At 63.6% G+C, this 25688-nt stretch carries 26 protein-coding genes; 7 read left to right on the top strand and 19 right to left on the bottom strand.

Going from position 1 to position 25688, the window contains the following annotated elements; translation table 11 throughout:
- Positions 1–108 precede the first annotated feature (108 nt).
- The 5 genes from ACFQ6Y_RS08050 to ACFQ6Y_RS08070 all read right to left on the bottom strand — a co-directional run bounded on the left by ACFQ6Y_RS08050 (position 109) and on the right by ACFQ6Y_RS08070 (position 6879).
- Entirely contained in the window at positions 109–1221 is a 1113-nt protein-coding gene (locus ACFQ6Y_RS08050; RefSeq protein ID WP_378631354.1) for an alcohol dehydrogenase catalytic domain-containing protein, read from the bottom strand.
- 28 nt (positions 1222–1249) lie between these two features.
- Complete coding sequence (locus ACFQ6Y_RS08055; RefSeq protein WP_230813043.1) at positions 1250–2611, bottom strand: pitrilysin family protein; 1362 nt, start codon at positions 2609–2611, stop codon at positions 1250–1252.
- Between the two features lie 126 nt (positions 2612–2737).
- Positions 2738–5008: a polyribonucleotide nucleotidyltransferase gene (locus ACFQ6Y_RS08060; RefSeq protein WP_378533586.1), complete on the bottom strand. Its 2271-nt coding sequence runs from the start codon at positions 5006–5008 to the stop codon at positions 2738–2740.
- 438 nt (positions 5009–5446) lie between these two features.
- Positions 5447–5716 (bottom strand): 30S ribosomal protein S15, encoded by a 270-nt coding sequence (gene rpsO, locus ACFQ6Y_RS08065; RefSeq protein WP_003942254.1) that lies wholly within the window; start codon positions 5714–5716, stop codon positions 5447–5449.
- A gap of 182 nt (positions 5717–5898) precedes the next feature.
- Positions 5899–6879: a bifunctional riboflavin kinase/FAD synthetase gene (locus tag ACFQ6Y_RS08070; protein ID WP_283303848.1), complete on the bottom strand. Its 981-nt coding sequence runs from the start codon at positions 6877–6879 to the stop codon at positions 5899–5901.
- Positions 6880–6996: 117 nt separating this feature from the next.
- On the opposite strand from ACFQ6Y_RS08070, the gene ACFQ6Y_RS08075 reads away from it, so the two are divergent.
- Positions 6997–7743: a metal-dependent transcriptional regulator gene (locus ACFQ6Y_RS08075; RefSeq protein ID WP_283303847.1), complete on the top strand. Its 747-nt coding sequence runs from the start codon at positions 6997–6999 to the stop codon at positions 7741–7743.
- A gap of 4 nt (positions 7744–7747) precedes the next feature.
- Here the strand turns inward: ACFQ6Y_RS08075 and ACFQ6Y_RS08080 are convergent, their stop codons facing one another.
- Genes ACFQ6Y_RS08080 through rbfA form a run of 7 tightly spaced genes read right to left on the bottom strand, consistent with a single transcriptional unit; the run spans position 7748 to position 13645 of the window.
- Entirely contained in the window at positions 7748–8224 is a 477-nt protein-coding gene (locus tag ACFQ6Y_RS08080) for a GNAT family N-acetyltransferase (RefSeq protein ID WP_378630873.1), read from the bottom strand.
- Positions 8221–9141, bottom strand: a complete 921-nt coding sequence (truB, locus tag ACFQ6Y_RS08085) for a tRNA pseudouridine(55) synthase TruB (protein WP_378449950.1) — start codon at positions 9139–9141, stop codon at positions 8221–8223. Before truB ends, ACFQ6Y_RS08080 begins: the two co-directional genes overlap by 4 nt.
- 24 nt (positions 9142–9165) lie before the next feature.
- On the bottom strand, positions 9166–9825 hold the full coding sequence (locus ACFQ6Y_RS08090) for a 4'-phosphopantetheinyl transferase (protein WP_378630876.1): 660 nt from the start codon (positions 9823–9825) through the stop codon (positions 9166–9168).
- A 13-nt stretch (positions 9826–9838) separates the two neighbouring features.
- The gene (locus ACFQ6Y_RS08095; RefSeq protein ID WP_317827802.1) at positions 9839–10762 is read right to left on the bottom strand and encodes a metallophosphoesterase; all 924 of its coding nucleotides are present in this window, start codon (positions 10760–10762) and stop codon (positions 9839–9841) included.
- Positions 10747–12150 (bottom strand): MATE family efflux transporter, encoded by a 1404-nt coding sequence (locus ACFQ6Y_RS08100; protein ID WP_378630879.1) that lies wholly within the window; start codon positions 12148–12150, stop codon positions 10747–10749. Before ACFQ6Y_RS08100 ends, ACFQ6Y_RS08095 begins: the two co-directional genes overlap by 16 nt.
- A gap of 10 nt (positions 12151–12160) precedes the next feature.
- Positions 12161–13153 (bottom strand): bifunctional oligoribonuclease/PAP phosphatase NrnA, encoded by a 993-nt coding sequence (locus ACFQ6Y_RS08105; protein WP_378630882.1) that lies wholly within the window; start codon positions 13151–13153, stop codon positions 12161–12163.
- A 12-nt stretch (positions 13154–13165) separates the two neighbouring features.
- Positions 13166–13645, bottom strand: coding sequence for a 30S ribosome-binding factor RbfA (gene rbfA / locus ACFQ6Y_RS08110; protein ID WP_230813034.1), 480 nt, complete (start codon positions 13643–13645; stop codon positions 13166–13168).
- Positions 13646–13894: 249 nt separating this feature from the next.
- On the opposite strand from rbfA, the gene ACFQ6Y_RS08115 reads away from it, so the two are divergent.
- A complete protein-coding gene (locus ACFQ6Y_RS08115; RefSeq protein ID WP_378630885.1) occupies positions 13895–14425 on the top strand; it encodes a hypothetical protein in 531 nt (176 codons plus the stop codon).
- Between the two features lie 3 nt (positions 14426–14428).
- Here ACFQ6Y_RS08115 and ACFQ6Y_RS08120 read toward each other — a convergent pair whose 3' ends face one another.
- The 5 genes from ACFQ6Y_RS08120 to rimP form a co-directional block, all read right to left on the bottom strand.
- The gene (locus ACFQ6Y_RS08120; protein WP_003942205.1) at positions 14429–14719 is read right to left on the bottom strand and encodes a DUF503 domain-containing protein; all 291 of its coding nucleotides are present in this window, start codon (positions 14717–14719) and stop codon (positions 14429–14431) included.
- Positions 14720–14832: 113 nt separating this feature from the next.
- Complete coding sequence (gene infB / locus ACFQ6Y_RS08125; protein WP_378449954.1) at positions 14833–17775, bottom strand: translation initiation factor IF-2; 2943 nt, start codon at positions 17773–17775, stop codon at positions 14833–14835.
- A gap of 108 nt (positions 17776–17883) precedes the next feature.
- Complete coding sequence (locus ACFQ6Y_RS08130) at positions 17884–18234, bottom strand: YlxR family protein (protein ID WP_095970750.1); 351 nt, start codon at positions 18232–18234, stop codon at positions 17884–17886.
- 44 nt (positions 18235–18278) lie between these two features.
- Positions 18279–19310 carry a transcription termination factor NusA gene (gene nusA / locus ACFQ6Y_RS08135; protein ID WP_378533604.1) on the bottom strand — a complete coding sequence of 344 codons (1032 nt, stop codon included), beginning with the start codon at positions 19308–19310 and terminating at the stop codon, positions 18279–18281.
- Positions 19307–19915 carry a ribosome maturation factor RimP gene (gene rimP / locus ACFQ6Y_RS08140; RefSeq protein ID WP_378545724.1) on the bottom strand — a complete coding sequence of 203 codons (609 nt, stop codon included), beginning with the start codon at positions 19913–19915 and terminating at the stop codon, positions 19307–19309. Before rimP ends, nusA begins: the two co-directional genes overlap by 4 nt.
- A 271-nt stretch (positions 19916–20186) precedes the next feature.
- Here rimP and ACFQ6Y_RS08145 point away from each other — a divergent pair, with 271 nt between their 5' ends.
- On the top strand, positions 20187–20636 hold the full coding sequence (locus tag ACFQ6Y_RS08145; RefSeq protein ID WP_378545979.1) for a hypothetical protein: 450 nt from the start codon (positions 20187–20189) through the stop codon (positions 20634–20636).
- Complete coding sequence (locus ACFQ6Y_RS08150) at positions 20633–21088, top strand: ferritin-like domain-containing protein (RefSeq protein ID WP_378630893.1); 456 nt, start codon at positions 20633–20635, stop codon at positions 21086–21088. Before ACFQ6Y_RS08145 ends, ACFQ6Y_RS08150 begins: the two co-directional genes overlap by 4 nt.
- A gap of 54 nt (positions 21089–21142) precedes the next feature.
- Here ACFQ6Y_RS08150 and ACFQ6Y_RS08155 read toward each other — a convergent pair whose 3' ends face one another.
- A complete protein-coding gene (locus ACFQ6Y_RS08155; protein ID WP_378630896.1) occupies positions 21143–22567 on the bottom strand; it encodes an MFS transporter in 1425 nt (474 codons plus the stop codon).
- Positions 22568–22650: 83 nt separating this feature from the next.
- Here ACFQ6Y_RS08155 and ACFQ6Y_RS08160 point away from each other — a divergent pair, with 83 nt between their 5' ends.
- From ACFQ6Y_RS08160 to ACFQ6Y_RS08170, 3 genes are all read left to right on the top strand, one after another.
- A complete protein-coding gene (locus tag ACFQ6Y_RS08160) occupies positions 22651–23286 on the top strand; it encodes a TetR/AcrR family transcriptional regulator (RefSeq protein ID WP_378630899.1) in 636 nt (211 codons plus the stop codon).
- A gap of 93 nt (positions 23287–23379) precedes the next feature.
- Positions 23380–23877 carry a nuclear transport factor 2 family protein gene (locus ACFQ6Y_RS08165; protein WP_019748058.1) on the top strand — a complete coding sequence of 166 codons (498 nt, stop codon included), beginning with the start codon at positions 23380–23382 and terminating at the stop codon, positions 23875–23877.
- Positions 23874–24707 carry an SDR family NAD(P)-dependent oxidoreductase gene (locus tag ACFQ6Y_RS08170; RefSeq protein ID WP_378630901.1) on the top strand — a complete coding sequence of 278 codons (834 nt, stop codon included), beginning with the start codon at positions 23874–23876 and terminating at the stop codon, positions 24705–24707. Before ACFQ6Y_RS08165 ends, ACFQ6Y_RS08170 begins: the two co-directional genes overlap by 4 nt.
- Here ACFQ6Y_RS08170 and ACFQ6Y_RS08175 read toward each other — a convergent pair.
- Positions 24669–25673, bottom strand: a complete 1005-nt coding sequence (locus tag ACFQ6Y_RS08175) for a DMT family transporter (RefSeq protein ID WP_378630904.1) — start codon at positions 25671–25673, stop codon at positions 24669–24671. The genes ACFQ6Y_RS08170 and ACFQ6Y_RS08175 overlap by 39 nt on opposite strands.
- Between the last annotated feature and the right edge of the window lie 15 nt (positions 25674–25688).

The raw sequence follows: 25688 nt of genomic DNA on the forward strand, positions 1-25688 counted from the left end.
CGTCCAGTACGAGATGAGCGTTACAGGAGGTAACGATTTTCCGGGGCGGCTCGCGTGGATTCTCATCTCGTTGCAGTCGCAAAAAACCTGCATAACGCCAGCGTGGCGCTACTCCGATTCGAAGATAATGACCTGTCGGATTGCTTTTCCGTCGGCAAGTTCGTCCATGCCCGAATTGATGTCGGCCAATTCGATTCGCGAGGAGATCAGCTTCTCGACCGGTAGCTTCCCGTCGCGCCACAACTGCGCGTAGATCGGGATGTCGCGGGACGGGACCGCAGATCCCAGGTAGCTACCGATGATGGTCCGCGCTTCGGCGACCAGCCCGAGAGGTGAGATCGACGAGCGCGCGTCAGGCGCCGGCAACCCGACCGTGACGGTCGTGCCACCCGCTGCCGTCGCAGCCACCGCGGTCTCGAAGGCCCGAGCATTTCCCGCAGCCTCGACGACGATGTCTGCGCGGATGCCACTCTCGGACAACCCGGACGGTGTGAAGACCTCGGTCGCGCCCAGTTCCAGGGCCTGGGCCAACTTCGATTCCAGTGCGTCGACGCCGATGACATTCTCGACCCCGAGTGCGCGCGCCGTCAGAATTGCGGCCATCCCGACTCCGCCCAATCCGACGACCATCACCGTGTCAGCCGGGCGAGGCCTGGCCGCGTTGAGCAGCGCTCCCCCGCCGGTCAATACCGCGCAGCCGAGTACGGCTGCAATTTCGGCCGGGATGTCGTCGTCGACGGCAACTACCGACTTGGCATTGACCACCGCATGCGTCGCGAAACCCGAAACACCGAGATGATGTTTGACGTTCTCGCCGGAGCGCCGCAGTCGTTGCGCGCCACCGAGCAAACTGCCGTCGTTGTTGGCGGCGCTGCCCACCGTGCACGGCATCCGGCCGTCGGTGGCGCATCCCGCACAATCACCGCACCGCGGAAGAAATGTCATCACGACGCGGGCGCCAACCGACAGCGAATCGACCCCGTCGCCGAGTTCGACGATTCGACCAGCAGCCTCGTGTCCCAGCAACATCGGCACGGGACGCACGCGATTCCCGTCGACCACGGAGAGGTCGGAGTGACAAAGCCCGGCAGCTTCGATCTTGACGAGGATCTCGCCGGGGCCCGGGGATTCGAGATCAAGCTCCGAAATCGAAATCGGGGTCGATTCCGCAAAGGGACGCTCCCGGCCGATCTCTTCGAGCACTGCACCACGGATCTTCAACTGCACACCCCGATTTCGATTGTTCGAGCTACTTGCCCACGATCCCGCGTACCGACGCGGGGAGGTCACGAACCCGCTTGTACGGGCCGACGACGGCCGCTGCAAACGGCCTCGTCAAGAGCACCTGCGCCACCTCGAGCACCTCTTCGGAGGTGACTGCGTCGATGGTCGCGAGCGTCTGCGCAACACTGCGATGGTTGCCGTAATTCAATTCACTGCGACCGATACGGTTCATGCGTGAGCCTGAATCTTCCAGTGCCAGAACCAATCCGCCGCGCAGCGATCCCTTGGCGCGGGCGATCTCGGCATCGGTGATTCCGTCCCTCGCCACGTTCGCGAGCACCTCGCGGATCACCGTGGCAACCTCCCCGAGGTTCTCCGGCTGACAACCCGCGTACACGGAGAACGCTCCGGTGTCCGCGAAGGTGTCGACGCCGGAATAGACGGAGTACGCGAGCCCGCGCTTCTCCCGAATCTCTTGGAAGAGACGAGAACTCAGCCCGCCACCGACTGCGGCGTTGAGAACCGACAGCGCCCAGCGATGGCCCTCGTGCCGACCGAACGCGCGCACCCCAAGCGCAAGGTGGACCTGCTCGCTGTCGCGGTGGGTCAAGCTCAGTTCAGGCATCGTTCGCAAACGCAGAGTGCCTTCGCGCCGCGGCGCCGGCTTGACCCCACGCTCGAGATGCCCGGCAAATGCACGGCGAGCGAGCGTCACAACCTGCTTGTGGTCGACGTTTCCCGCTACGGCGAGCACCATCCGCTGCGGCGTGTAACGCCGAACATGGAAGGAATGCAACTGATTGCGCGACATCGACTCGATCGATTCGACGCTACCGATGATCGGACGACCGACGGGATGATCGCCGAACAACGCGGTCAGGAACGCGTCGCCGAGCAAGTCTTCGGGATCGTCGTCGCGCATCGCGATCTCTTCGAGCACTACTTGCCGCTCGACGTCGACGTCCGCGGTTCTGCAACGCCCGCGCAGCACGACGTCGGCGACAAGGTCCACCGCCATCGGAAGGTCGTCGTCGATCACATGCGCGTAGAAACAGGTGTGTTCCTTCGACGTGAATGCATTGAGTTCGCCGCCCACACCATCCATGACCTGCGCGATGTCCAACGCTGTCCGTGACGGCGTCGATTTGAACAGCAGGTGCTCGAGAAAATGCGCGGCACCGGCCACACTCGGCTGCTCGTCGCGGGAGCCGACTCCGACCCACACGCCGACGGAGGCCGAACGCACACCGGGGATGAATTCGGTGACGACGCGCAGGCCGCCGGGAAGGACCGTGCGCTGCACTCCCGATTCAGGAGACTTCGCATCGATCGGCGATTTCAGCACAGCGCTGCGGCTGCGCGTGGTGTTGGGGGTGGTCTTTGCCATGAAAAGGTTCAGCAGTCCTCGGTGCAAGTGGTGAATCAGGTATCTACAGGTTCGTGTCTACAGACAGTACAGATGCGGCCCCGCACGGAAATCCGCGCGGGGCCGCATCAGAGTACGAAGTGAGATCTACTCGGAAGCAGCCTCGTCGGCGGCCGGAGCGGCAGCCTCGTCGTTGCCCTCTTCGACCGGGATCAGCGAGATCTTGCCGCGAGCATCGATGTCGGCGATCTCGACGCGGATCTTGGATCCGACGTTGACCACGTCTTCGACCTTGGCAATGCGCTTACCGCTGCCCAGCTTCGAGATGTGCACCAGTCCGTCGCGTCCCGGCAGGAGCGAAACGAAGGCACCGAAGGCGGTGGTCTTGACGACCGTGCCCAAGAACCGCTCGCCGACCTTGGGGAGCTGCGGGTTGGCAATGGCGTTGATCATGTCGATCGCGGCCTGTGCAGACGGTCCATCGGTGGCGCCGACGAACACGGTGCCGTCGTCTTCGATGGAGATGTTGGCACCGGTCTGCTCGGTGATGGAGTTGATCATCTTGCCCTTGGGGCCGATGACCTCGCCGATCTTGTCGACAGGGACCTTGATGGCCGTCACGCGGGGAGCAAACGGGCTCATCTCGTCCGGGGTGTCGATGGCTTCCGCCATGACCTCGAGGATCGTGGTCCGTGCGTCCTTCGCCTGCGACAATGCGCCGGCGAGGACCTGCGACGGGATGCCGTCGAGCTTCGTGTCCAGCTGCAGAGCCGTGACGAAGTCCTTGGTGCCTGCGACCTTGAAGTCCATGTCGCCGAAAGCATCTTCGGCGCCGAGGATGTCGGTCAGAGCCACGTAGCGGGTTTCACCGTCGACCTGGTCGGAAACCAGACCCATGGCGATGCCGGCAACCGGAGCACGCAGCGGCACACCGGCGTTGAGCAGTGCGAGCGTGGAAGCACACACCGAGCCCATCGAGGTGGAGCCGTTGGAGCTCAGAGCCTCGGAGACCTGGCGAATCGCGTACGGGAACTCTTCGACGCTGGGCAGAACCGGCATGAGAGCGCGCTCGGCGAGTGCACCGTGACCGATTTCGCGACGCTTCGGCGAACCGACGCGGCCCGTCTCACCGGTGGAGTACGGCGGGAAGTTGTAATGGTGCATGTAGCGCTTGCTGGTCTCGGGACCGAGCGAGTCGACCTGCTGCGCCATCTTGACCATGTCGAGAGTGGTGACGCCCAGGATCTGGGTCTCGCCGCGCTCGAACAGTGCGGAGCCGTGTGCGCGCGGGATGATCGCGACCTCGGCAGAGAGCGAACGGATGTCCGTGACGCCGCGGCCGTCGATGCGGAACTGATCGCGCAGGATGCGCTGGCGAACCAGCTTCTTGGTGAGCGAGCGGAACGCTGCTCCCAGTTCCTTTTCGCGGCCTTCGAAATTCGGTGCAACCTGCTCGAGAACCTCGACCTTGACCTCGTCGGTCTTGTCGTCGCGTTCCTGCTTGCCGGCGATTGTCAGTGCGGCATTGAGCTTTTCGGACGCAGCGGCCTCGACGGCAGCAAAAACGTCGTCCTGGTACGCCGGGAAGACCGGGTAGTCACCCGTGGGCTTTGCAGCCTTGGATGCCAGTGCTGCCTGTGCAGCGCACAGGCGTGCGATGAACGGCTTGGCGGCCTCGAGGCCTTCGGCGACGATGGCCTCGGTCGGTGCTTGAGCGCCGTCGGCGATCTTCGCGATGACGTTGTCGGTGGCCTCGGCCTCGACCATCATGATCGCGACGTCGGCGTTGTCACCGCTGCCGGACACGACGCGGCCGGCGACGACCATGTCGAAGACGGCGTTCTCGAGCTGATCGACCGTCGGGAATGCAACCCACTGGCCGGCCTTGTTGTCCTCGGAGACGATGAGTGCAACACGCACGCCACCGACGGGGCCGGAGAACGGCAGGCCCGCGATCTGCGTCGACGCGGAAGCGGCGTTGATGGCCACGACGTCGTACAGATCCTGCGGGTTGAGGCTCATGACCGTGACGACGACCTGGATCTCGTTACGGAGACCGTCGACGAACGACGGGCGCAGCGGCCGGTCGATGAGGCGGCAGGTCAGGATCGCGTCGGTGGAGGGGCGTCCCTCACGACGGAAGAACGAACCGGGGATGCGGCCCGCTGCGTACATGCGCTCTTCGACGTCCACCGTCAGGGGGAAGAAGTCGAAGTGCTCCTTGGGGTGCTTGCTGGCGCTCGTGGCGGACAGCAGCATGGTCTCGTCGTCCAGGTAAGCGACGACGGCGCCGGCGGCCTGCTGAGCAAGGCGTCCGGTCTCGAAACGGATGGTGCGGGTACCGAAAGACCCGTTGTCGATCACGGCGGTGGATTCGAACACGCCTTCGTCGACCTCTACTACGGAATTGTCTGTCATTCTTTTCTCTTCACTTCCCTCTCGTCTTCGCCGTACCCGCGCGGGCGTTTCCACCCTCCTGGTGGAAACTGCGCACCGAGGGACGTCCCCCTCTTGAATTGCAGACGCTCCTACTATGCGAGCGATTTCTGCCTCGGGACGTCACGACGTTCGGGCGGCCGTCGATCGAAGTCCGCCGGAGCTTTCGGGCACTTGCCCGGTCCGGAGAACCACTACCGACAACCGACACCACGTTCTCTGGTGCATACGGTGTGCTGACTTCGCTCTGCACAACTGCGCATAGGCAACTGTGCATGTGCGCCGACAGCGGAAACTGCCTTGCGGCAGCTAACGCCGAAAGCCAGCGAAGCCCAGTATATGCGTGGCTTCGCCGGCTGACGGAGTGTTCGGCAAACCGAAGCGTGCCGTGTTGCTTTCGATCAGCGTCGTGAGAAAAATCTAGCGACGCAGGCCGAGACGCTCGATGAGCGTGCGGTAGCGAGCGACGTCGGTCTTTGCCACGTACTTCAGCAGACGACGACGGCGACCGACCATCAAGAGCAGTCCACGACGCGAGTGGTGGTCATGCTTGTGGGTCTTGAGGTGCTCGGTGAGATCGGTGATGCGCTTGGTGAGCATTGCCACCTGAGCTTCGGGCGATCCCGTGTCGGTCTCGTGCAAGCCGTACTCGCCGAGAACGACCTTCTTTTCTTCCGTGGTCAATGCCACTTGATTCACTCCTGTAATGACGTTTGCGTGAAAGGAACTAGATCGGGCGCGGCCACCGCAAACCGCAGCACGCACCGAGAGAAGATCCTACCAGCAGTAATGCGGCGCATTCGCACGCCTACAGCGAATGTGGCCGCCGCCACTAACGCGGGGCGAAGCTAAACCCACGCTGCGCTCTGCGCTCAACCAACGCTGCGCTCTGCGTCCTCACTCAAGATTTCGCGTGCGCGTTCGACGTCCCGGTTCATCGCCGTGACGAGCGACTCGATCGAGTCGAACTTCTCCATCCCGCGAATCCGCGAAACCAGGTCGACCGCGACATGCTGCCCGTACAGGTCGGCTTCGGTGTCGAGTACGTATGCCTCGACGGTGCGGGTCCGGCCGGAGAACGTCGGATTGGTCCCTACAGAGACTGCGGCTTGGTATCGACGACCGGGAACGACAGTTCCGAGTTCCTCACCGGCGCCGAGCACCGTGAACCACGCTGCGTACACACCGTCGGCCGGAATGGCCGAAAACATCGGCGGTGCAACGTTCGCCGTCGGGAATCCCAACTCGCGTCCACGCTTGTCACCGTGCACGACTACACCTTCGACACGATGCGGACGGCCGAGAGCTTCGGTAGCCGCTTCCATGTCGCCCGCGTCGACGCACGAACGGATATAGGTGGACGAGAACGTCACCGCATGCTCGGCGAGCAGCTGGACGCCGTCGACGGCAAAGCCGAAACGAGCGCCCATCTCACGCAGGAGATCAACGTTTCCGAGCGCCTTCTTCCCGAAGGTGAAGTTGTCCCCCACCACCACCTCGGCGACATGCAGGCGTTCGACGAGAATTTCGTGGACGTAGCGCTCGGGCGTCAGCTTCATGAAATCAGCGGTGAACGGCATGACGCAGAAGACGTCGATGCCCAGATCCTGAGCCAATTCCGCACGCCGTTGCAGCGTCGTCAACTGGGCTGGATGACTACCCGGCCGCACAACCTCCATGGGATGCGGGTCGAACGTCATCAACACGCTCGGAACACCACGTTTGCGGGCAGCGGTAACCGCTCTCGCTATCAATTGGGCATGCCCACGATGCACACCGTCGAACACACCGATAGTGAGCACACAACGACCCCAATCGGCCGGAACTTCGTCGAGACCACGCCATCTCAGCACGATTGGCAGCCTACGGGTCCACTAGCGGCGGGTCACGTTCGGACCCGCCCAGCGAATCACCGCTGTGCTGCCGCTCACGTACGGAAGTTCCGGATTTCGTAGCCTAAGCTAAGCGTTGTGGCAGCTCACAAGACCGGAACCTCGGAAGCATCATCGGCGTCGGACAGCGACAACACTTCGGCACACGACGCGGCAATCGACACGCTCGCGCTCTCGTCGGTGGCTCAGGACTACCTCAAGGTCATCTGGACGATCCAGGAGTGGTCCCACGAACGGGTTTCCACCAAGCTCCTGTCCGAGAAGATGAGCGTCTCGGCCTCGACCGTGTCAGAGGCCATCCGCAAACTCTCGGACCAGGGCCTGGTCGATCACGCCCGCTACGGTTCCATCGCCTTGACGGACAGCGGCCGCGCGGCTGCTGTGTCGATGGTCCGGCGACACCGGTTGATCGAGACCTACCTGGTTCAGGAACTCGGGTACGGCTGGGACGAAGTCCACGACGAGGCCGAAGTCCTCGAGCATGCCGTTTCCGATTTGATGATCTCCCGGATGGACGCCAAACTCGGCTTCCCCGAACGCGACCCACACGGTGATCCCATTCCCGCCACCGATGGTTCGGTACCGACTCCCCCGGCCCGCCAGCTCAGCGACTTCGCCAACGGCGAACGGGGGCGCGTTGCCCGGATCTCCGATTCCGATCCCGAAATGCTCCGGTACTTCGATTCCGTCGGCGTCAGTCTCGATGTCGAGATCACCGTCGAGGAGCGCCGCGATTTCGCCGGTACCGTATCCGTGCGACTCGGCGACAGCCCGAACACCATCGACTTGGGAAGCCCAGTCGCTCAAGCAATTTGGCTTGTCTAACCGCTCAGAGCGGCAACCGGTATCGACGTTCCACAGGCCGGACGCCGTCTGCCCGGGTCCAGTCGGCGAGCCTCTCGTCGACGTACACCCAACCTCGACGCTCGTACAGCGCGATCGCCGGCAGAGCGTCGTCGACGACGTCGAGCACCAGTCCCAACTGACTCGCGGCTGCAAAATCCGTCACGGCGTCGAGTAGCGCACCGCTCAGGCCCTTCCCGCGTACACGGGGATGAACGAATAGTCGCGACACAGCTGTCGATCCCGCGGTTACCGGCGCACCTCCGACCTCGCTGTCGACGGCGACATGACCGACAACACGGCCGTCACTCTCACCGACCCACGCCTGCACCAGTGTGGGCGAATTGAGCCAGCGGTGCGGGTTCAGCGGCCATGTGCTCGGATATCCGTCGCACTCGTGGACCCGCGCCAGCACATCGACGCAACCGTCGAGGTCGCCGTCGAGACGCTCGCGAACGATCATCCGCGCAGCGTCGCCGGCCGCACGACCATCACCGAGCTGGCGCGTCGACCCTTCTCTTGCAGGAGCGCAATCGTGTGACCGGTGGGATCGATGGCCGCACAGATCCCCTTGATCCCGATCGGCTCGAGCCAGCGCCCCTGGCTGATCGCCTCGGCTTCTTCTGCGGTGATCTGCCGATGCGGAAAGGCCGTCTGCGCGGCCTGATCGATGTCGAGGCTCACACCCGGCTGCTGCGCCAGATCTTCGAGCGTGCGCGCATGTTCGAGAGTGAACGGCCCGACGCGGGTGCGGCGCAGTGCCGTCAAATGACCGCCGACGCCCAACTCACGACCGAGATCACGTGCGAGCGAGCGGATGTACGTACCGGACGAGCACTCCACGTCGACATCCAGATCGACGAATCCTCCCGGGACATCTCGCCGCGCTAGAACCTCGAAAGTCGACACCGTTACCGGGCGAGGCGCGAGTTCGACGGTTTCTCCGGCTCGCACCAGTGCGTGTGCGCGCTGACCGTCGACCTTGATAGCACTCACGCTCGCCGGGATCTGCTTGATGTCTCCGGTCAGCGTGGCCACGATCGCCGCGATCTCCGCGTCCGTCACCTGCGAAGCGTCTGCGGAGGTCAGGACCTCCCCCTCGGCGTCGTCCGTATCCGTCGCTGCACCGAGACGGATGGTCGCCGAATACGCCTTGGTGGTCAGCGCCAGGAGTCCGAGCAACTTGGTCGCACGCTCCACGCCGAGAACAAGGACGCCGGTCGCCATGGGATCCAGCGTCCCGGCATGTCCCACTTTGCGGGTGTTCAACAATTTGCGGCATCGAGCGACCACGTCGTGGCTGGTGATACCTGCCTCTTTGTCGACGATCAGGATTCCGGCGCCGACGAGACCGGAGGAAGGCTTTTCACGAGCTGACACGTGTGCCGATTCTGCCAGTCGCGCTCACTGCACCGAAATTGCCGTCAGGATGAGCCCGTCCGACACCAACCACCTGCCGTCGAAAGAGGTGAGCGGCGGACCGGACGTCGCCTCACCGGGGACAAGCAGACGTGAAGTGAAAGTTCCGGAAGTGTCCGACTCCGCCTCGAAAGTGATGTGGGCGTCCTCGAACCCCAGCCAACGCCCGGTGAGCGGAAACCATGCTTTGTACGTGGCTTCCTTCGCGCAGAAGAGCACTCGATCCCAATGCACCGGACCGCCGGTCTCCTGGGCACCCAGCCACGTTCGTTCCGCCTCGATGCTGACCGCGGGCAAAACCCCGTCCGGCAGCGGGCCGTGCGGTTCGGCGTCGATCCCGAGTGAGCGGACCTGCATGGAGTACGCCAGGACAGCGCCGCGGTAGCCGTCGCAATGGGCGAGGCTCCCGACCACTCCTTGCGGCCACAGCGGGGCACCACGCTCGCCGCGCATCACGGCAGCAGACGGAACACCGAGCTTGCCCATCGCCTGACGCGCCAGGTGCCGAGTAGTCACGAACTCGCGACGACGCTTCTCGACGGCGCGGCCGATCAATGCCTCCTCGCTGGGATGCGGTACCAGACCGGGCGGATCGACGAAGGCCTCGGCCGTCGCGACCCCACCGGAAAGAATCTGTTCGATCACGTAGCGATACCTCTCAGCGTCCGGCGCGCATGCGCTCGACTTCGGCTTCCTGCTCGGGCGTGACCTTGAAGTGGCCACCCCACTTGTTGAGCGTTCCCGGCGGGTACTCCGGCACGGGAAGAATCTGACGCAACAGCTTCTCCGGCAGACCGCGCCGACGCCATTCGCGCGGGTATCCGAGTGAGACTTCCTCGAAGCGGACGCCGTCGTAGTACGTGGTTCGCGGAATGTGCAGGTGTCCGTACACCGAGCACACCGCGTTGTACTTCACGTGCCAGTCGGCCGTCGCAGTGGTTCCGCACCACAATGCGAACTCCGGATACATGAGCACATCCGTCGGCTGCCGGACCATCGGGAAATGGTTCACGAGAACGGTTTTTGTGCCTTCGGGGAGCGCGTCCAGCCGTGCCTGGGTGTATTCGATTCTCGCCCGGCACCACGCGTCGCGCGTTGCATACGGCTGCGGTGAGAGTAGGAACTCGTCGGTGGCGACGACGTTCTTGTCCCGCGCGATCTCGAGCCCGTGTTCCTTGTCTCGCGCACCTGCGGGCAGGAACGAGTAGTCGTAGAGAAGGAACATCGGGACGACCGTGACCGGGCCCTCGTCTCCCTCCCACACCGGGAACGGGTCCTCGGGCGTGATGACGTCGAGTTCGCGGCACATGTTGACCAGGTATTCGTACCGCGGCGCTCCGTGAATCTGAACCGGATCCTTGGCGGTCGTCCACAGCTCGTGGTTGCCCGGAATCCAGATGACCTTTGCGAATCGGCTGCGAAGGAGCTTCAACGCCCACCGGATGTCGTCCGTCTTCTCCGAGACGTCACCGGCGAGGATGAGCCAGTCGTCAGGCGAATCCGGAAACAGTTCTTCCGTCATCGGCTTGTTGCCGTTGTGACCGACATGAATGTCGCTCACCGCCATCAACTTTGCTGCCACGATCCCTCTGCTTCCTCAGTTGAACTTCCGCGCATCGCCGTCGCCGGACCTGTCACGGCCCACTTGCCGGAAAACGCTCGCCACGACACCGCGACCATCCGAAGTACTACGAACACGGTAAGCCCTGCCCAAATTCCGGCCAGCCCCCAGTCGTAGGCGAGGGAGAGCCAGATCGCCGGCAGAAACCCGAGAACTGCGCAGAGCATGGTCGCGTTGCGCAGAAACACCACGTCGCCGGCACCGAGTAGAACACCGTCGAGTGCAAACACGATTCCCGCTACCGGCATGATCGCGACGAAGAACCACCACGCGATCGACATCTGACCGAGCACCTCGGCGTCGGATGTGAAGAGTCCGGGGATCACGGAGTGGCCGGCGGCAAAGAAGATCGCGAGCACCACGGCAAATACCGTCGACCATGCGGTGATCCGCCAGGTCATTTTCTTCGCCGCGGCTGCGAATCCGCCGCCGAGTGCAGCCCCGATGAGCGTCTGAGCGGCGATGGCCAGTGAATCGAGAAGGAGCGAAACCAGGTTCCACAGTTGGAGGACAACTTGGTGTGCACCCACGACGGCAGCACCGAACCTCGACGCCACCGCGGCCGCAGAGACGAAACACGCTTGGAATGCGAGGCTGCGCAGAATCAGGTCACGGCCCATCAGCATCTGCGCCCGCATGATCGCAAAATGCGGTCGGGCGGAGACCGGTTCACGAATGAGCGCCCAGGCGAACAGGACACCCGAAACGCTCTGGCCGACCAGATTCGCGACAGCCGACCCTTCGAGTTCCATACGCGGAGCACCGAGCAAACCATGAACGAGAATCGGGCACAAGATCGCCGAAATACCCAGGCCGACAAGGACGAACCGCAGCGGTCGCACCGTGTTCTGAACCCCGCGCATCCACCCGTTGCCTGCCAGGGCTACCAGGATCAGTGGTACACCCAATACTGCTATCCGAAGCCAACTTTCCGCAGCCGCGGCGATGTCAGGAGTCCCGGCCACCGCCGAAGTCAACGGGCCGGCGATCACCTGCACGATCACCACCAAGGCCAAGCCGATCGCGGCCGCCAGCCAGGTCGCCTGAACGCCCTCGCACACCGCATCACGCTCGCGGCCCGCTCCGTGCAGCCGTGCCGCGCGCGCCGTCGTCCCGTACGACAAGAAGGTCAGCTGCGTACTCACCAACGACAGGATCAGACCACCGACCGCCAACCCGGCCAGCGGAAGCGCCCCGAGTCGGCCGACCACGGCGATGTCGAACAACAGATAGAGAGGTTCGGCCGCCAGCACCCCGAGCGCCGGAAAGGCGAGGGAAAAGATTCGTCGTCCAGTGACGTCGAAATCAGCTGCTGAAGATCCCGCCGAGGTGGCGTCGGATTCGCTCAATGCCGCGGATTCAGCCGAGTGCCGCGACGAGCGCGGCAACAATCTCGTCGCTGGAAGTGGTCGCGGTATATCCGGCCGACAGCCGATGCCCGCCGCCACCCAGACTTTCAGCGACAGCCGACACGTCGATCGCCGACTTTGCCCGCAACGAGATCGACCAGCTTCCGGAGACCGACTCCTTGAGTACCGCGGCAACTTCGGCTTCCGAAGTGGTTCGCACGATATCGACGACACTCTCGATCTCTTCGGAACGAAGATCACCGATGTCACTGCGTCGGATCACCGCGTACACCAGCCCACGGCCGTCTGCGGCTTCCGGAATCAGCACCGCGGACCCGAGTACCGAAGCCAGCATCGGCAACCACCCGAACGGATGGGTGTCCAGCAGCTTGCGCGCAATCGCGTCGCCGTCGATGCCGGTCGCCAGCAAACGCGCCGCGAGCACATGCGGAAGCGGACCACCCCACCGGAAGGAGCCGGTGTCGGTGACCAGTCCGGCATAGAGACAGTGCGCAAGATCGCGATCGATCGCAACTCCCCACGCATCGAAGAAGCGTGCGATGAGTGCCGTCGTCGACGCCGCGGTTTCGTCGACGACGTTGATCGTTCCGAATTCGGAATTGGAGCGATGGTGATCGAGGACGATCGTGCGATTCGCGCCGGCGAGTCGACTCGCCAACTCACCGAGCCGGCCCTCGCTCCCGACATCCACGGTCACCAGGACGTCGACGCTTTCACGAACATCGGTGGGCGCCACGAGCAAGTGGACACCTGGGAAATCACCCATCGACTCGGGCAGCGCCGACGGCCGACTGAACGCGACCTGCACCGAAACGCCCCGACGCTCGAGAACGAGGCCGAGTGCAAGTCCGCTACCGATCGTGTCCGCATCCGGCTGCACATGGCAGAGAATTGTCACCGTGTGTGCTGCTTCGAGAACCTCGGCCACCTGAGCGAACTTCGCCTCGCAGGGGTCGACGTCCGAAAGTGCGGTGATCGTCATTCTCGGTGCGCGTCAGTCGGCTTCACGAACATCTGGCGACGCCTCGTCTTCGTCTGCAGCTGCTCGCGGCTCCTTGTACGGATCTGCATCTCCGGCGGGCTGAGCGTTCTCACGCGCCTTGGCGACCTCGTCGTCGGCGGCCTTGGCACGGGCCAGCAGTTCTTCCATATGACGCGCGGTGTCGGGAACGGTATCGGCGACAAACGTCAGAGTCGGTGTGAAGCGGACTCCGGTTCCGGCACCGACCTTCGAGCGCAGAACACCTTTGGCCTTCTCGAGACCTGCGGCTGCGGCTTCCACATCAGGCGCGGAATCGACCTTCTCGCCCATGACCGTGTAGTACACCGTCGCGTCGTGCAGATCGTTGGTGACCTTGGTGTCCGTGATGGTCACAAATGCGAGTCGCGGATCCTTGATCTCGTGATCGATCGCCGTCGCGACGATGGTTCCGATACGCTTTGCCAACTTGCGTGCCCGGGCTGGATCTACCATGACTGTCAGTCTCCTCTACCTGGCCACTCGAATCGAGGTGACTCGATCGATCAAAGTTCTGGTTAACAAGAATTATTACCGACAACAGTCTCGTCCATCGGCTACCCGGCAACCAAATCACCATACGCAGAGGTCCTCGACCACATTCACACCGCCGGCAGGGCCGTCGTCGATCTCCACGGCAACCGGGTGCATCGGGCGTGAGCATCGACACATCGGCCCCACCCTGATCGCATCGAGGAGAATCCTGTGACCGATATCGATTCCGTAGTCGAGAACGAGACCACCGTCCCACTTCTCCCGTGCTCGGACGTGTCGAGCTACGGCAAGGTCCTCGCCAAGGGCGTGCCTCGAATCACGCGCTTCCGGCCGGGTCAGAGTCGGTTCACCGTCGTCGATCCCTCGGGTAACAACATCATCTTCATTCAGCGTGACGAACCCGAAGACCTCGAGTACGGCGGATCGAAGTCGTTGAAAGGGTTGGCAAGGGTCGTCGACAACGCCCGCATTCTTCGGGAATTCAAGAACGACGATCGCACTGCCGCTCGGGTTCTGGACGTCGGACTACGTCGATTCCCTGGCGCCGACGCGGTGGATCTGGTGAAAGCGCTGACCGCTCGCGCCGAGATCGCCATTGCGCTGGGCGAAATCGAGATTGCGCGAAAAATACGCGATGCGGTGGACGCCGTCACACTGGGTCCCGGAGACGCCGAATCCCTTGCCGACGAACTCGATTCGGTACGGCGCCTGGAAGCGTGGCTCACTGACACCGATCGGTGACGCTCAGTCTTCCGGGCCGAAGATACGCCTTCGCACTGCCAGCAACTGAATCTCCGGACGCTCGGCCACTGCCCGTTCACAATGATCGAGAACATCGTGCAGGTGATCGACGGACGAGCTGACCACACCGACGCCGACGAGCGCACGACGCAGGCGTCCCTGCTCCCCTGCCTCCGCTGCACTCACGCCGAATCGACGGAGTTCCGTCAGGATCGGCGACAGCATCGAACGCTTTTCCTTGAGTGAGTGGACATCGCCGAAAAGGATGTCGAACTCCAGTGCCCCTACAAACATTTTCCCCCTAGACAGAGCCGAATGGACTCTCCCGGACTTGTATGTTCAAGTCCGAGAGAGTCCATGTCAGCTAGTACTCACGTGCGTCCGCCCCAACGCCCGTGTCGACATAATCAGTCGCGCGGCTTCTCGCGAAGCTCGTAGCACTCGAGAACGTCACCGATCTTGATATCGGAATAGGTGACGGTCAAACCACATTCGTAGCCTTCGCGAACCTCGGTTGCGTCTTCCTTCTCCCGCTTGAGCGAGGAGATGGTGACCGTCTCGGCGACGACCTTGCTGTCGCGGATGAGACGTGCCTTGGCGTTGCGACGGATGCTGCCCGAAGTGACCAAGCAACCGGCAATGTTGCCGATCTTGGACGAACGGAACATGGCGCGGATCTCTGCCTTGCCCAGCTCGACCTCTTCGTACACCGGCTTGAGCAGACCCTTGAGAGCCTTCTCGACCTCGTCGATGGCCTGGTAGATCACCGAGTAGTAGCGAATGTCGACGCCCTCGCGGTTCGCCAGCTCCGTTGCCTTGCCTTCGGCGCGGACATTGAAGCCGATGATGATCGCGTTGGACGCAGCAGCCAGGTTGACGTTGGTCTCCGTGATGCCACCGACACCGCGGTCGATGACGCGCAACTGCACCTCGTCGTCGATCGGAATTCCGAGGAGAGCCTCTTCGAGGGCCTCCACAGTTCCCGAGTTGTCACCCTTGAGGATCAAGTTCAGCTGTGAATGTTCCTTCAGAGCTGCATCGAGATCGTCGAGGCTGATGCGCTTACGACTCTTCGCAGCAAGCGCGTTGCGCTTACGTGCGTTGCGACGGTCTGCGATCTGGCGAGCGATACGGTCCTCGTCGACCACGAGCAGGTTGTCACCTGCACCGGGGACCGACGTGAAGCCGATGACCTGGACCGGACGTGAAGGCAGTGCCTCGTGGACGTCCTGACCATGCTCGTCCACCATGCGGCGGACGCGGCCGTAAGCATCACCGGCAACGATCGAGTCGCCGACCCGCAGCGTTCCGCGTTGGATGAGCACGGTAGCGACGGGGCCGCGGCCACGGTCGAGGTGCGCCTCGATGGCAACACCCTGAGCGTCCATGTCCGGGTTGGCGCGCAGATCCAGGGAAGCGTCGGCCGTCAACAGCACTGCTTCGAGTAGTGCGTCGATGTTGAGGCCCTGCTTCGCCGAGATGTCGACGAACATGGTGTCTCCGCCGTATTCCTCGGCCACCAGTCCGTACTCGGTGAGCTGCTGCCGGATCTTGTCCGGGTTCGCGCCTTCCTTGTCGATCTTGTTCACCGCGACCACGATCGGCACGTCGGCCGCCTGGGCGTGGTTGATCGCTTCCACCGTCTGCGGCATGACGCCGTCGTCGGCTGCGACGACAAGGATCGCGAGGTCGGTGGCCTTGGCACCACGAGCACGCATGGCCGTGAAGGCCTCGTGACCCGGGGTGTCGATGAACGTCACGAGACGCTCGTTGCCCTCGAGCTCGGTCAGCACCTGGTAGGCACCGATGTGCTGCGTGATGCCGCCGGCTTCGCCCTCACGGACATTCGCCTTACGAATCACGTCGAGCAGACGGGTCTTACCGTGGTCGACGTGGCCCATGACGGTCACCACAGGCGGACGGGACTCGAGGTCCTCTTCTCCGCCGGCGTCCTCGCCGTAGGTGAGGTCGAAGCTGTCGAGCAGCTCGCGATCCTCGTCCTCCGGGCTGACGACCTGCACGACGTAGTTCATTTCGCCGCCGAGCAGCTCCAGCGTCTCGTCGTTGACCGACTGAGTTGCCGTGACCATCTCACCGAGGTTGAACAACGCCTGCACGAGTGCTGCGGGGTTCGCATCGATCTTGTCCGCGAAGTCCGACAGCGATGCGCCGCGAGCGAGACGGATGGTCTCACCGTTGCCGCGTGGCAGCCTGACACCGCCGACTGCGGGAGCCTGCATGCTTTCGTACTCGGCGCGCTTCGCCCGCTTCGACTTACGTCCACGGCGAACTGCTCCGCCGGGACGACCGAATGCACCTGCCGCTGCGCCGCGCTGACCGGGACGGCCACCGCCGCCGGGACGACCGCGGAATCCACCGGCCGGAGCTGCTCCACCGGGAGCACCTGCACCGGCACCGGCACCGGGAGCGCCGCCACCGCGGTATCCACCGCCGCCGCCACCCGGACGACCACCGGGAGCGCCACCGGGACGACCCGGACGTCCGCCGCCACCGGGCGCGGGACGAGCGGAACGAGCAGGCATTGCACCCGGGTTCGGGCGAGGAGGCATGGAGCCGGGGCTGGGACGGGGTCCGCCCTGGCCTGCAGGCGGACGAGGTCCACCCTGGCCGGGAGCCGGACGGGGACCGCCCTGACCCGGAGCCGGACGAGGTCCACCCTGGCCGGGTGCCGGACGGGGACCGCCCTGACCCGGAGCCGGACGAGAACCGCCCTGGCCTGCACCCGGACGCGGTGCGCCGGGAGCCGGACGAGGTGCCGGACGCTCGGCGGGAGCCGAGGAGTACGGGTTGTTACCGACGCGAGGTGCCTTCGGTCCCGGACGCGGTCCGCCGGGCTTTGCGCCGGTGGACGGTGCGGCCGGAGCCGCGGGGGCTGCCGGTGCCGACGCTGCGGGAGCAGCCGGAGCCGGGCGTGCCGGCTGTGCTGGTTTCGGAGCGTTGAACGTCGGGGTGGGGACCGGCGCCGACGGTGCTGCCGGAGCAGCGGCTGCGGGAGCCGCGGGGGCTGCCGGTGCCGGTGCTGCGGGAGCGGCCGGTGCGGGTGCGGCCGGCTTGGGGCCGGGACGCGGGGCGCCGGGCTTTGCAGCTGACGGCGACGGTGCACCGGGCTTTGCCGCGGGGCGGGCCGGAGCGGATGCGCCGGTCTCGGTCTTGGTTTCTGCTCCGCCGGCCGACGGGAATGACTCCCGCAGACGACGGGCGACGGGCGCCTCCACTGTGGATGACGCAGACTTCACGAACTCGCCTTGCTCTTTGAGCGTTGCGAGTAGTTCCTTGCTGGTGACACCGAGTTCTTTAGCCAACTCGTGCACGCGGGCCTTGCCTGCCACTGCTCTCCTCACTGATGAGGTCGAGCAGGAGGCATCCCACAGATGTGGGTCCCGCACGACCTCGGGTTATCGCCGATGGACGTTCATCGTTGGTGCTTCACGGTGTGCTCATGAGTGCTTGTGCCTGTTCTTCTCGAGAGGTACTGCTTTTGTGTGAACTGCGTCGACCAGTTGGTCGACAGCGGACGTGTCCAGATTTCCGGACACTCGCAGTGCTCTGCTGAATGCTCGGCGCCGCTCTGCCAGGCTCAGACAACTCGGATCCAGGTGCAGCCATGCACCTCGACCGGGGAGTCTTCGCGATACGTCGGGGATCAGCGGGGAACCCTCCGGCCCCTGCTCACCAACCACGACCCTCAACAGATCGACAGCCGACCCTTGTTCCCTGCACCCCACACACGTTCTGACCGGCGAACCGGGTTTCACGCGCGCAGAATCCGAGGACTCACGTCGAACCATTGTCCACTCTACCGCCGAACCGTCTCGATCACTGCATTCCACCGTTATCCGTTGGACGTGGCGGGCCGCTCGGACGTATCTCCAGCGGGTGCCGCATCGCTGCGAATGTCGATACGCCAACCCGTCAACCGCGCAGCCAGGCGGGCATTTTGGCCCTCTTTTCCGATGGCCAGGGAAAGCTGGAAATCGGGCACGATGACACGGGCCGCACGAGCTTCGGGATCGACGACAGTGACGGAGACCACTTTCGACGGGGAAAGTGCGTTGCCGACGAAGGTCGCCGGATCTTCGTCGAAGTCGATGATGTCGATCTTCTCGCCCGCGAGTTCACTCATGACGTTGCGGACGCGCTGACCCATCGGGCCGATGCACGCGCCCTTCGCGTTGAGTCCCTGCACGCGTGAGGCAACGGCGATCTTGGAACGGTGTCCCGCTTCACGCGCGACGTTGATGATCTCGACGCTGCCGTCCGCGATCTCCGGAACCTCGAGGGCGAACAATTTGCGTACCAGGTTCGGGTGGGTCCGCGACAGGGTGATCTGTGGGCCACGGGCGCCGCGAGCAACTCCGACGACGTAGCACTTGATGCGCTCACCGTGTTCGTAGTTCTCGCCGGGAACCTGTTCTGCCGGCGGCAGCAGCCCTTCTGCGCCGTTGGATTCGCTGCCGATGCGAACGACGACCATTCCACGAGAGTTCGCTCGCGTGTCACGCTGGATGACACCGCCGACGATCTCACCCTCATGGGTGGAGAACTCACCGAAACTGCGCTCGTGCTCGGCGTCGCGCAGGCGCTGCAGGATGACCTGGCGTGCGGTTGTCGCCGCGATCCGCCCGAATCCTTCAGGAGTGTCGTCCCACTCCTCGCCGATCATGTTGCCGTCTGCATCGGTGTCGTGCGCCATCACTCGCACGGAACCGGTCTTGATGTTGACGTCGATCCGAGCGTTCTGCTTGTGCCCCTCGGTGTGGCGATACGCCGTCAGCAGCGCGGTCTGGATCGTGGCGATCACAGTTTCGATCGAGACACCCTTTTCGGCTTCGATCGCTCGCAACGCTGCAATGTCGATATTCACTTGTCGAACCCTTCTTCGTTTTCTACGTCTTCTAATTCTGCTTCGTCGTCTTCAGCGCCGTCGACACCGACATCAACCGCATCCGACGGGACTGCACGGCCCTCCGGGATGCCGCCCGCGAGTTCCAACTCCGCCTCACTGGGCTTGGAGAACTCCACCTGAACGACTGCCTTCTGCACGTCGGCCAGGGCAATCGCTCGCACGCTCAGTCCGCCGCGCCCACCGATGACAACCGCAACCGAATCCTCGTTCAACGTTCCGATACGGCCCACCACGGTCTCGCCGGCCAGATCGATGCGCGCTTTACGTCCCCGCGCTCGACGCCAGTGACGCTCGAGCGTCAGCGGACGATCGATTCCCGGCGAGGTCACCTCGAGGGTGTACGGCGTTTCACCGATTTCCTCGAGACTGTCGAAGAGTTCCGAAACGAGTCTGCTGACCTCTGCGGCGGCATCGAGTTCGATCCCGGCATCGCTGTCGACCATGATGCGCACCGCGCTGTGCTTGCCCGCATTGGTCACGACTACGTCTTCGACGTCGTAACCCTGGGCGTGCACGAGTTCGGAGATCAGCTCGATCACCCTCTCCCTGGATGGCACCGGCATCTCGCGAACTCCTCATTTCAGTTGTCGTCGATTGTCCGACTTGTGTCGACGGTCGACGTGGGCGGCTGCGAGCATGAAAAGACACCAGGTGCCACATGCTGCAAGCATCCAAGAGTACCGCTCATTGCGCGCCTCCGTGACCAGAGTGCCCGACGCACGTCACAGTTGAACACGACCCGCGGATTCGAACGATCGGCCGACCACCTGGCACGATGGACTGGTGCTGACGCCCATGACCACTACCCCACTCTCCCGGCGGAGTGCGATCAAGATGACGGGAACCGCAGCAGCGTTGGGCGCTGCAGCCTTCACCTTGTCCGCCTGCACCGACGACGGCACAGCGGAGGCGGCTGCAGAAGTCGACCAGCTGACGGCCCAGGCCGAGAGAGCCCGTTCGGACGCGGCAGCGGCAACCGCCGCGATCGCTCTTGCACCGGACAAGTCGGCCTCGCTCACGACGATCAGCGCCGAACGAACAGCGCATGCACTCGAACTCGACGCCGAGATCGCGCGGGCAGCGGGCGGCAGCGCCACGACCACTGCATCGCCGTCGACCTCGGCCGCGAACGCTCCTACGGGCGTCGACGCGCTGGGTACCTCGCTGGCCGATTCGGCGCGCAGTGCCGCAGACCTGGCGCGGACGATGTCCGGCTATCGCGCAGGCTTGCTCGGCTCGATCAGCGCGTCGTGTTCAACCCAGGTTGCGGTGTTGCTTCCGTGATCACTTCGCACACCCGTCGATCCGAGAGCTCTGCCTTGCTGACCGCCATCGAATCCGAGAATGCCGCGATCTTCGCTTACGGAGTAGTCGCCGCATTTTCGAACCCTGCCCGCGTCAACGAAGTTGCCACGCATACAGCTGCGCACCGCGCTCGACGCGATGCTCTGGTGGCACTCTCGTCCGAAGCCGGCGAAACCCCGCCGACCGCCGCGGCGGCCTACGAGATTCCGTTCCCGGTGACCGATGCCGTTACCGCAGCACAACTGGCTGCGCAGATCGAAGCCGACACTGCCGTGACCTACCGGGCGTTTGTCGAACAAGTCGACACCGACCAACTCCGCACGTTCGGAATCGACGGCCTCACCGATGCTGCAATCCGCGGTGCCGGTTGGCGTTCCGCGCTGGGAACCGCTCCGGCCACCTCAGCGTTTCCGGGGGACCCGACTTCGTAAACTGCTGTGCGCCTTTATTAACCCCCGGCGGTTAATAAAGGCGCACAGCAGTGCTCAGGCCTTGCGATGCGAGGGCACGAACCACGCCGCGACCACCGCGACCAACACGAAGCAACCGCCGACGCGCAGAGCGGGTGTCAGCGCATCGCCGTAGCCCAGCGGAGTGAGCGCACCGCCGGCTGCAAGGAAGACCGCTGTGAGAACTGCGATTCCCAGAGCAACACCGATCTCACGAAGCGTGGAATTCGTCGAACTGGCCGTTCCGTGATCGGGCTCGTCCATGTCGACGAGTACCGCGGTCGAACTCGGCGCGAAGGTCAAGCCCATGCCGATGCCAGCCATCAGCAGCGCCGGAACCAACGACGCGTACGTCACGTCCGGACCGATCAACGCGGCCAACCAGAACAGGGCTCCGGCCTGGAGCAACAGCCCGGTCAGCAGGAGCGAACGGAGCCCGACCTTCGGTGCCAGAAAACCGGCGAGAGGCGCGAAGATCATCGGCGCTGCCGTCCACGGAAGCGTTCGCAGGCCTGCTTGGAACGGGCTGTAGCCCATCACGATCTGGAGGTACTGCGACAGCAGGAACACCGCCCCGAAGATTCCGATCGAGAAGGTCAAGCCGATGACGTTGGCCATCGAGAAGCTGCGTGAGCGGAACAGACGTAGGGGCATCACCGGATGCGACGTCTTCATCTCGCGAAGAACGAACAGCGCCAAGGCAACTACGGAACCCACCAGCGACGCCACCACTCCGAAGGATCCCCAGCCCTCGTCGTTGCCGTGAACGATTCCCCACACCGCCAGAAACACACCGAGCCCGGCGAGCGCGACACCGGGAAGATCGAGAGGCTGTGTGCGACCGGTCGATTCGCGCAACGCGTACAGCGCGAGAGGAACAGCGACGATCGCAACCGGCACGTTGATCCAGAAGATGCCCTGCCATGAGAACCCGTCGACTACTGCTCCACCGACAACCGGACCCATCGCGATTCCCAGTCCGGAGACTCCACCCCACACGCCGATTGCCATGGCGCGCTTGGCTTCCGGCACCGCTGCCACGAGGAGAGTGAGCGAGAGCGGCATGATCGCGGCAGCGCCGGCGCCCTGAAAAGCTCGGGCCGCGATCAGCAGGCTCGGTGTCGTCGACAGTGCCGAAGCAATCGACGCCGCCGTGAACAGCCCGATCCCGAACACGAACATCTTGCGGCGCCCCCACCGATCGCCGAGGGTCGTCGCCGAAAGCATCAGTGTCGCAAAGCAGAGCGTGTACGCGTTCATGAACCACTGAAGTTGCCCGACGGACGCGTTCAGTTCCTTCTCGATCACCGGCAGCGCGCTCGTCATCACGAGGTTGTCGAGGGTGGCCATGAACATGGGCAGAGAAGCAGCAACCATCGCTATCGCGATCGGAACCTTACGTCCTCCACTGCTTTCCGACCCGGATGCGGCGTCCGATCCGGACTTCGTCAAAACGGTCATCGTGATTCCTCGAGTGAAGGTGCCTTAAGGCATCGAATGATTACTTAAGTCGAAACTAAGCTATCCGGTGATAACGTGTCAACATGTCGATCGGTGCAGCTGAACCACGTACCCGCAGGATGAGCGCACCCGAACGTCGCGCGCTCGTCCTTGCCGCGGCAACGCGAGCATTCGCAAAGGGCGGATACTCAGGGACCAGTACCGACGCCGTCGCCAAGGAAGCCGGTGTTTCGCAGCCCTACGTCGTGCGCATGTTCGGAACCAAGGCAGATCTGTTCCACTCGGTGTTCACGCGCGCGCTCGACGAAATCGTGCGCACCTTCAACGACAAATTGGATACGGTCACGATCGATCCGAGCAATCCGCAATTCTGGGCCGAGCTCGGATCCGCCTACGGCGAACTGGTTCTCGACCGAGATCTACTGCTTGTCATGTTGCACGGCTTCGCCACCAGCACCGATGATGTCGCCGCCGTGTCCCGGAACGCCATGTCCGGCATCTACACCTTGCTGCGCGAGCGCACCGGCTGCACGCCCGAGCAAGCGCGTTTGTTCATCGCGAACGGGATGCTGATCAACAATCTGCTCGCAATGATGGCGCCCGAACACGCCGAAGAAGATCCGGCCCTCGGCGAGCTCTGGGGCAGCGTCTTCAGCGACTCGACTGCGATCACGCTCACCGGCGACGAATCCTCGAGCGAAACCGACACCATTTCCTGACCGGTCACTGGGAAAAACTACACACATGTGACTGAGGACACCCTACAGTCGATCCGACATGTCTCCGGGAAACCCAGACGAAAAGGACCGACGTTGGATCTCGCACAACGCCTCGACGCGCTCGAACAGATCGAGGAAATCAAGAAGCTCAAGCACGGCTACTGGCGAGCTTGTGACGCCAAGGATCCAGTTCAGTTCCGCAACAGCTTCATCCGTTCCGGAGCATCGATCGACTACGGCCGTCTCGGCGCGTTCGACGACGCGGGGCCGATGGCGGACATCTTCGAGAAGATCGCCCTTCGTAAGGTCGACGGCCGGTACGCGGTCCTCGACATGCATCACGGATTGCATCCCGATATCGCACTGACCTCGGAGACTTCCGCGGTAGGTCGATGGACCCTGCAGTTCCGCCAGGTCGACACCGTCGGACGCACCGAGAAGTTGATGACCGGGGAATACGACGACAAATACGTGATCGAGGACGGTGTGTGGAAAATGAGTCAATGCCACTTCACGGAGACGTGGTCGATCACCACTCCCCTGTCCCCTGACGCTGACATCGCCGAGGGTTCGTTGGGTGGGCCGCGATGACGACGAACGGAAAAGTTGCGCTCGTAACCGGTGCCAGCCGAAGCGTCGGTAAGGGCATTGCCCTCGCCTTGGGAAGCGACGGCTGGACGGTGTACGTGACGGCACGAGGAACCGTCGGCGCCGACGGCCCGCTCGATCGCACCGCAGCGGAGATCACCGAGCGCGGTGGTCACGGCATTGCCGTGCAGTGCGATCACAGCGACGATCAGCAGATCGTCGACCTGTTTGCCCGTATCGCCGACGAACAGTCCGGGCGCCTCGATCTCCTGGTCAACAACGTCTGGGCCAACCCGGCCGGCTATGCAGGCTTCGCTGATCCGTTCTGGAAGAGGCCGATCGACGATTGGGATTCACTGATCGGGATCGGGCTACGCGCCCATTACGTTGCTTCGGTGGAAGCGGCCAAGTTGATGGTTCCCCGGGGCAGCGGAGTGATCGGCAACATCTCGTCATTCGGGACCCGCGGGTACCTGCACTCGGTGCTGTACGGCATGTCGAAGGCAGGCTTGGACAAGATGGCTGCGGACATGGCCGTCGAATTGAAGGGAACCGGCGTCACCGCGCTGTCCTTCTGGCTCGGATTGATCCGCAACGAACGCATGGAAGCGAGCGGAATCGAGAGCTTCGAAGGCTTCTCGCTGGCCGAGGCCGAAACCCCCGAATTCGTCGGTCAGGTCATCACCGCGTTGGCCAACGATCCAGAAGTGAACGCGCGCAGCGGTCACACTCTGGTCACCGCCGAAACGGCTGTCGAATACGGGATCACCGACGCCAACGGGAAACAACCGGCGTCACATCGCAGTGCCTTCGGCGGCGGGCCGCTTTTCTGAGCCATCTGCAGCAGTAGGCGCGTCGCGTGCCGACACAGCACGCGGCGCTGCCACTCGGGCCTTCAAAGCAAGCCAGGCGCACACGATCACGACGAGGCCACCGGCCATGATCGAGGGGGACAAAGCCTCACCGAGTATCAGCGCCGACCACGCGATGCTGAGTACCGGTTGAACCAACTGTGTTTGGCTCACTGTGGAAATGGGACCGATCGCCAGGCCCCGGTACCAGGGGAAGAACCCGAGAAACATACTCACGCACCCCAGATAGGCAAACGAAAGCCACGAATTCGTATCGGCAGAGACCGGGGCCTGTGCCATGGACGCCACCGTCAACGCAATCGTTGCCGGCAGTCCGAGAATCAATGCCCAGGCAATCGTCTGCCACGACCCGATCTCGCGAGCCAGCAACGCACCTTCCGAATATGCCAGCGCTGCACAGACAACCGCGGCGAACAGAAGAAGATCAGCGAGATGGAACGAGCCGAGTCCACCGTTTGCGACGGCCACGAACCCTACGACGGACACCGCACCGGCGGCGCTTGCCCACCAGAATCCCGAACTGGGGCGCTCTTTTCCTCGAACGACGGCAAAAACCGCAGTAGCCGCGGGAAGTAGACCGATCACCACCGCCGCGTGACTTGCCGGCGATGTCTGCAACGCAAACGTGGTGAACAGTGAAAACCCCAGAACCGCGCCAACGGTCACGAGTGCGATGCGCAACCATTGCCGAAGCGTCGGAAGCGTCGCGCGAGTTACCGAAAGCATCACAATCGCAAGGACTCCGGCGACGACGGCGCGGCCCGCACCGACAAACAAGGGGTCGAGATCCGCGACGGCGACTCTCGTGAGCGGAACGGTGAACGAGAACGCCAGCACTCCGAGCAAGCCCCACCACAAACCGGATCGAGACGATGTCGTCGGTAGCAGTGCCTGCGGCGTGACGATAGCGCTACTCTTGGTACTCATGTTTCACGATAGCAG

It is taken from the genome of Rhodococcus sp. NPDC056516 (genome assembly GCF_042794655.1).
Classification (GTDB): Bacteria; Actinomycetota; Actinomycetes; order Mycobacteriales; family Mycobacteriaceae; genus Rhodococcus_F.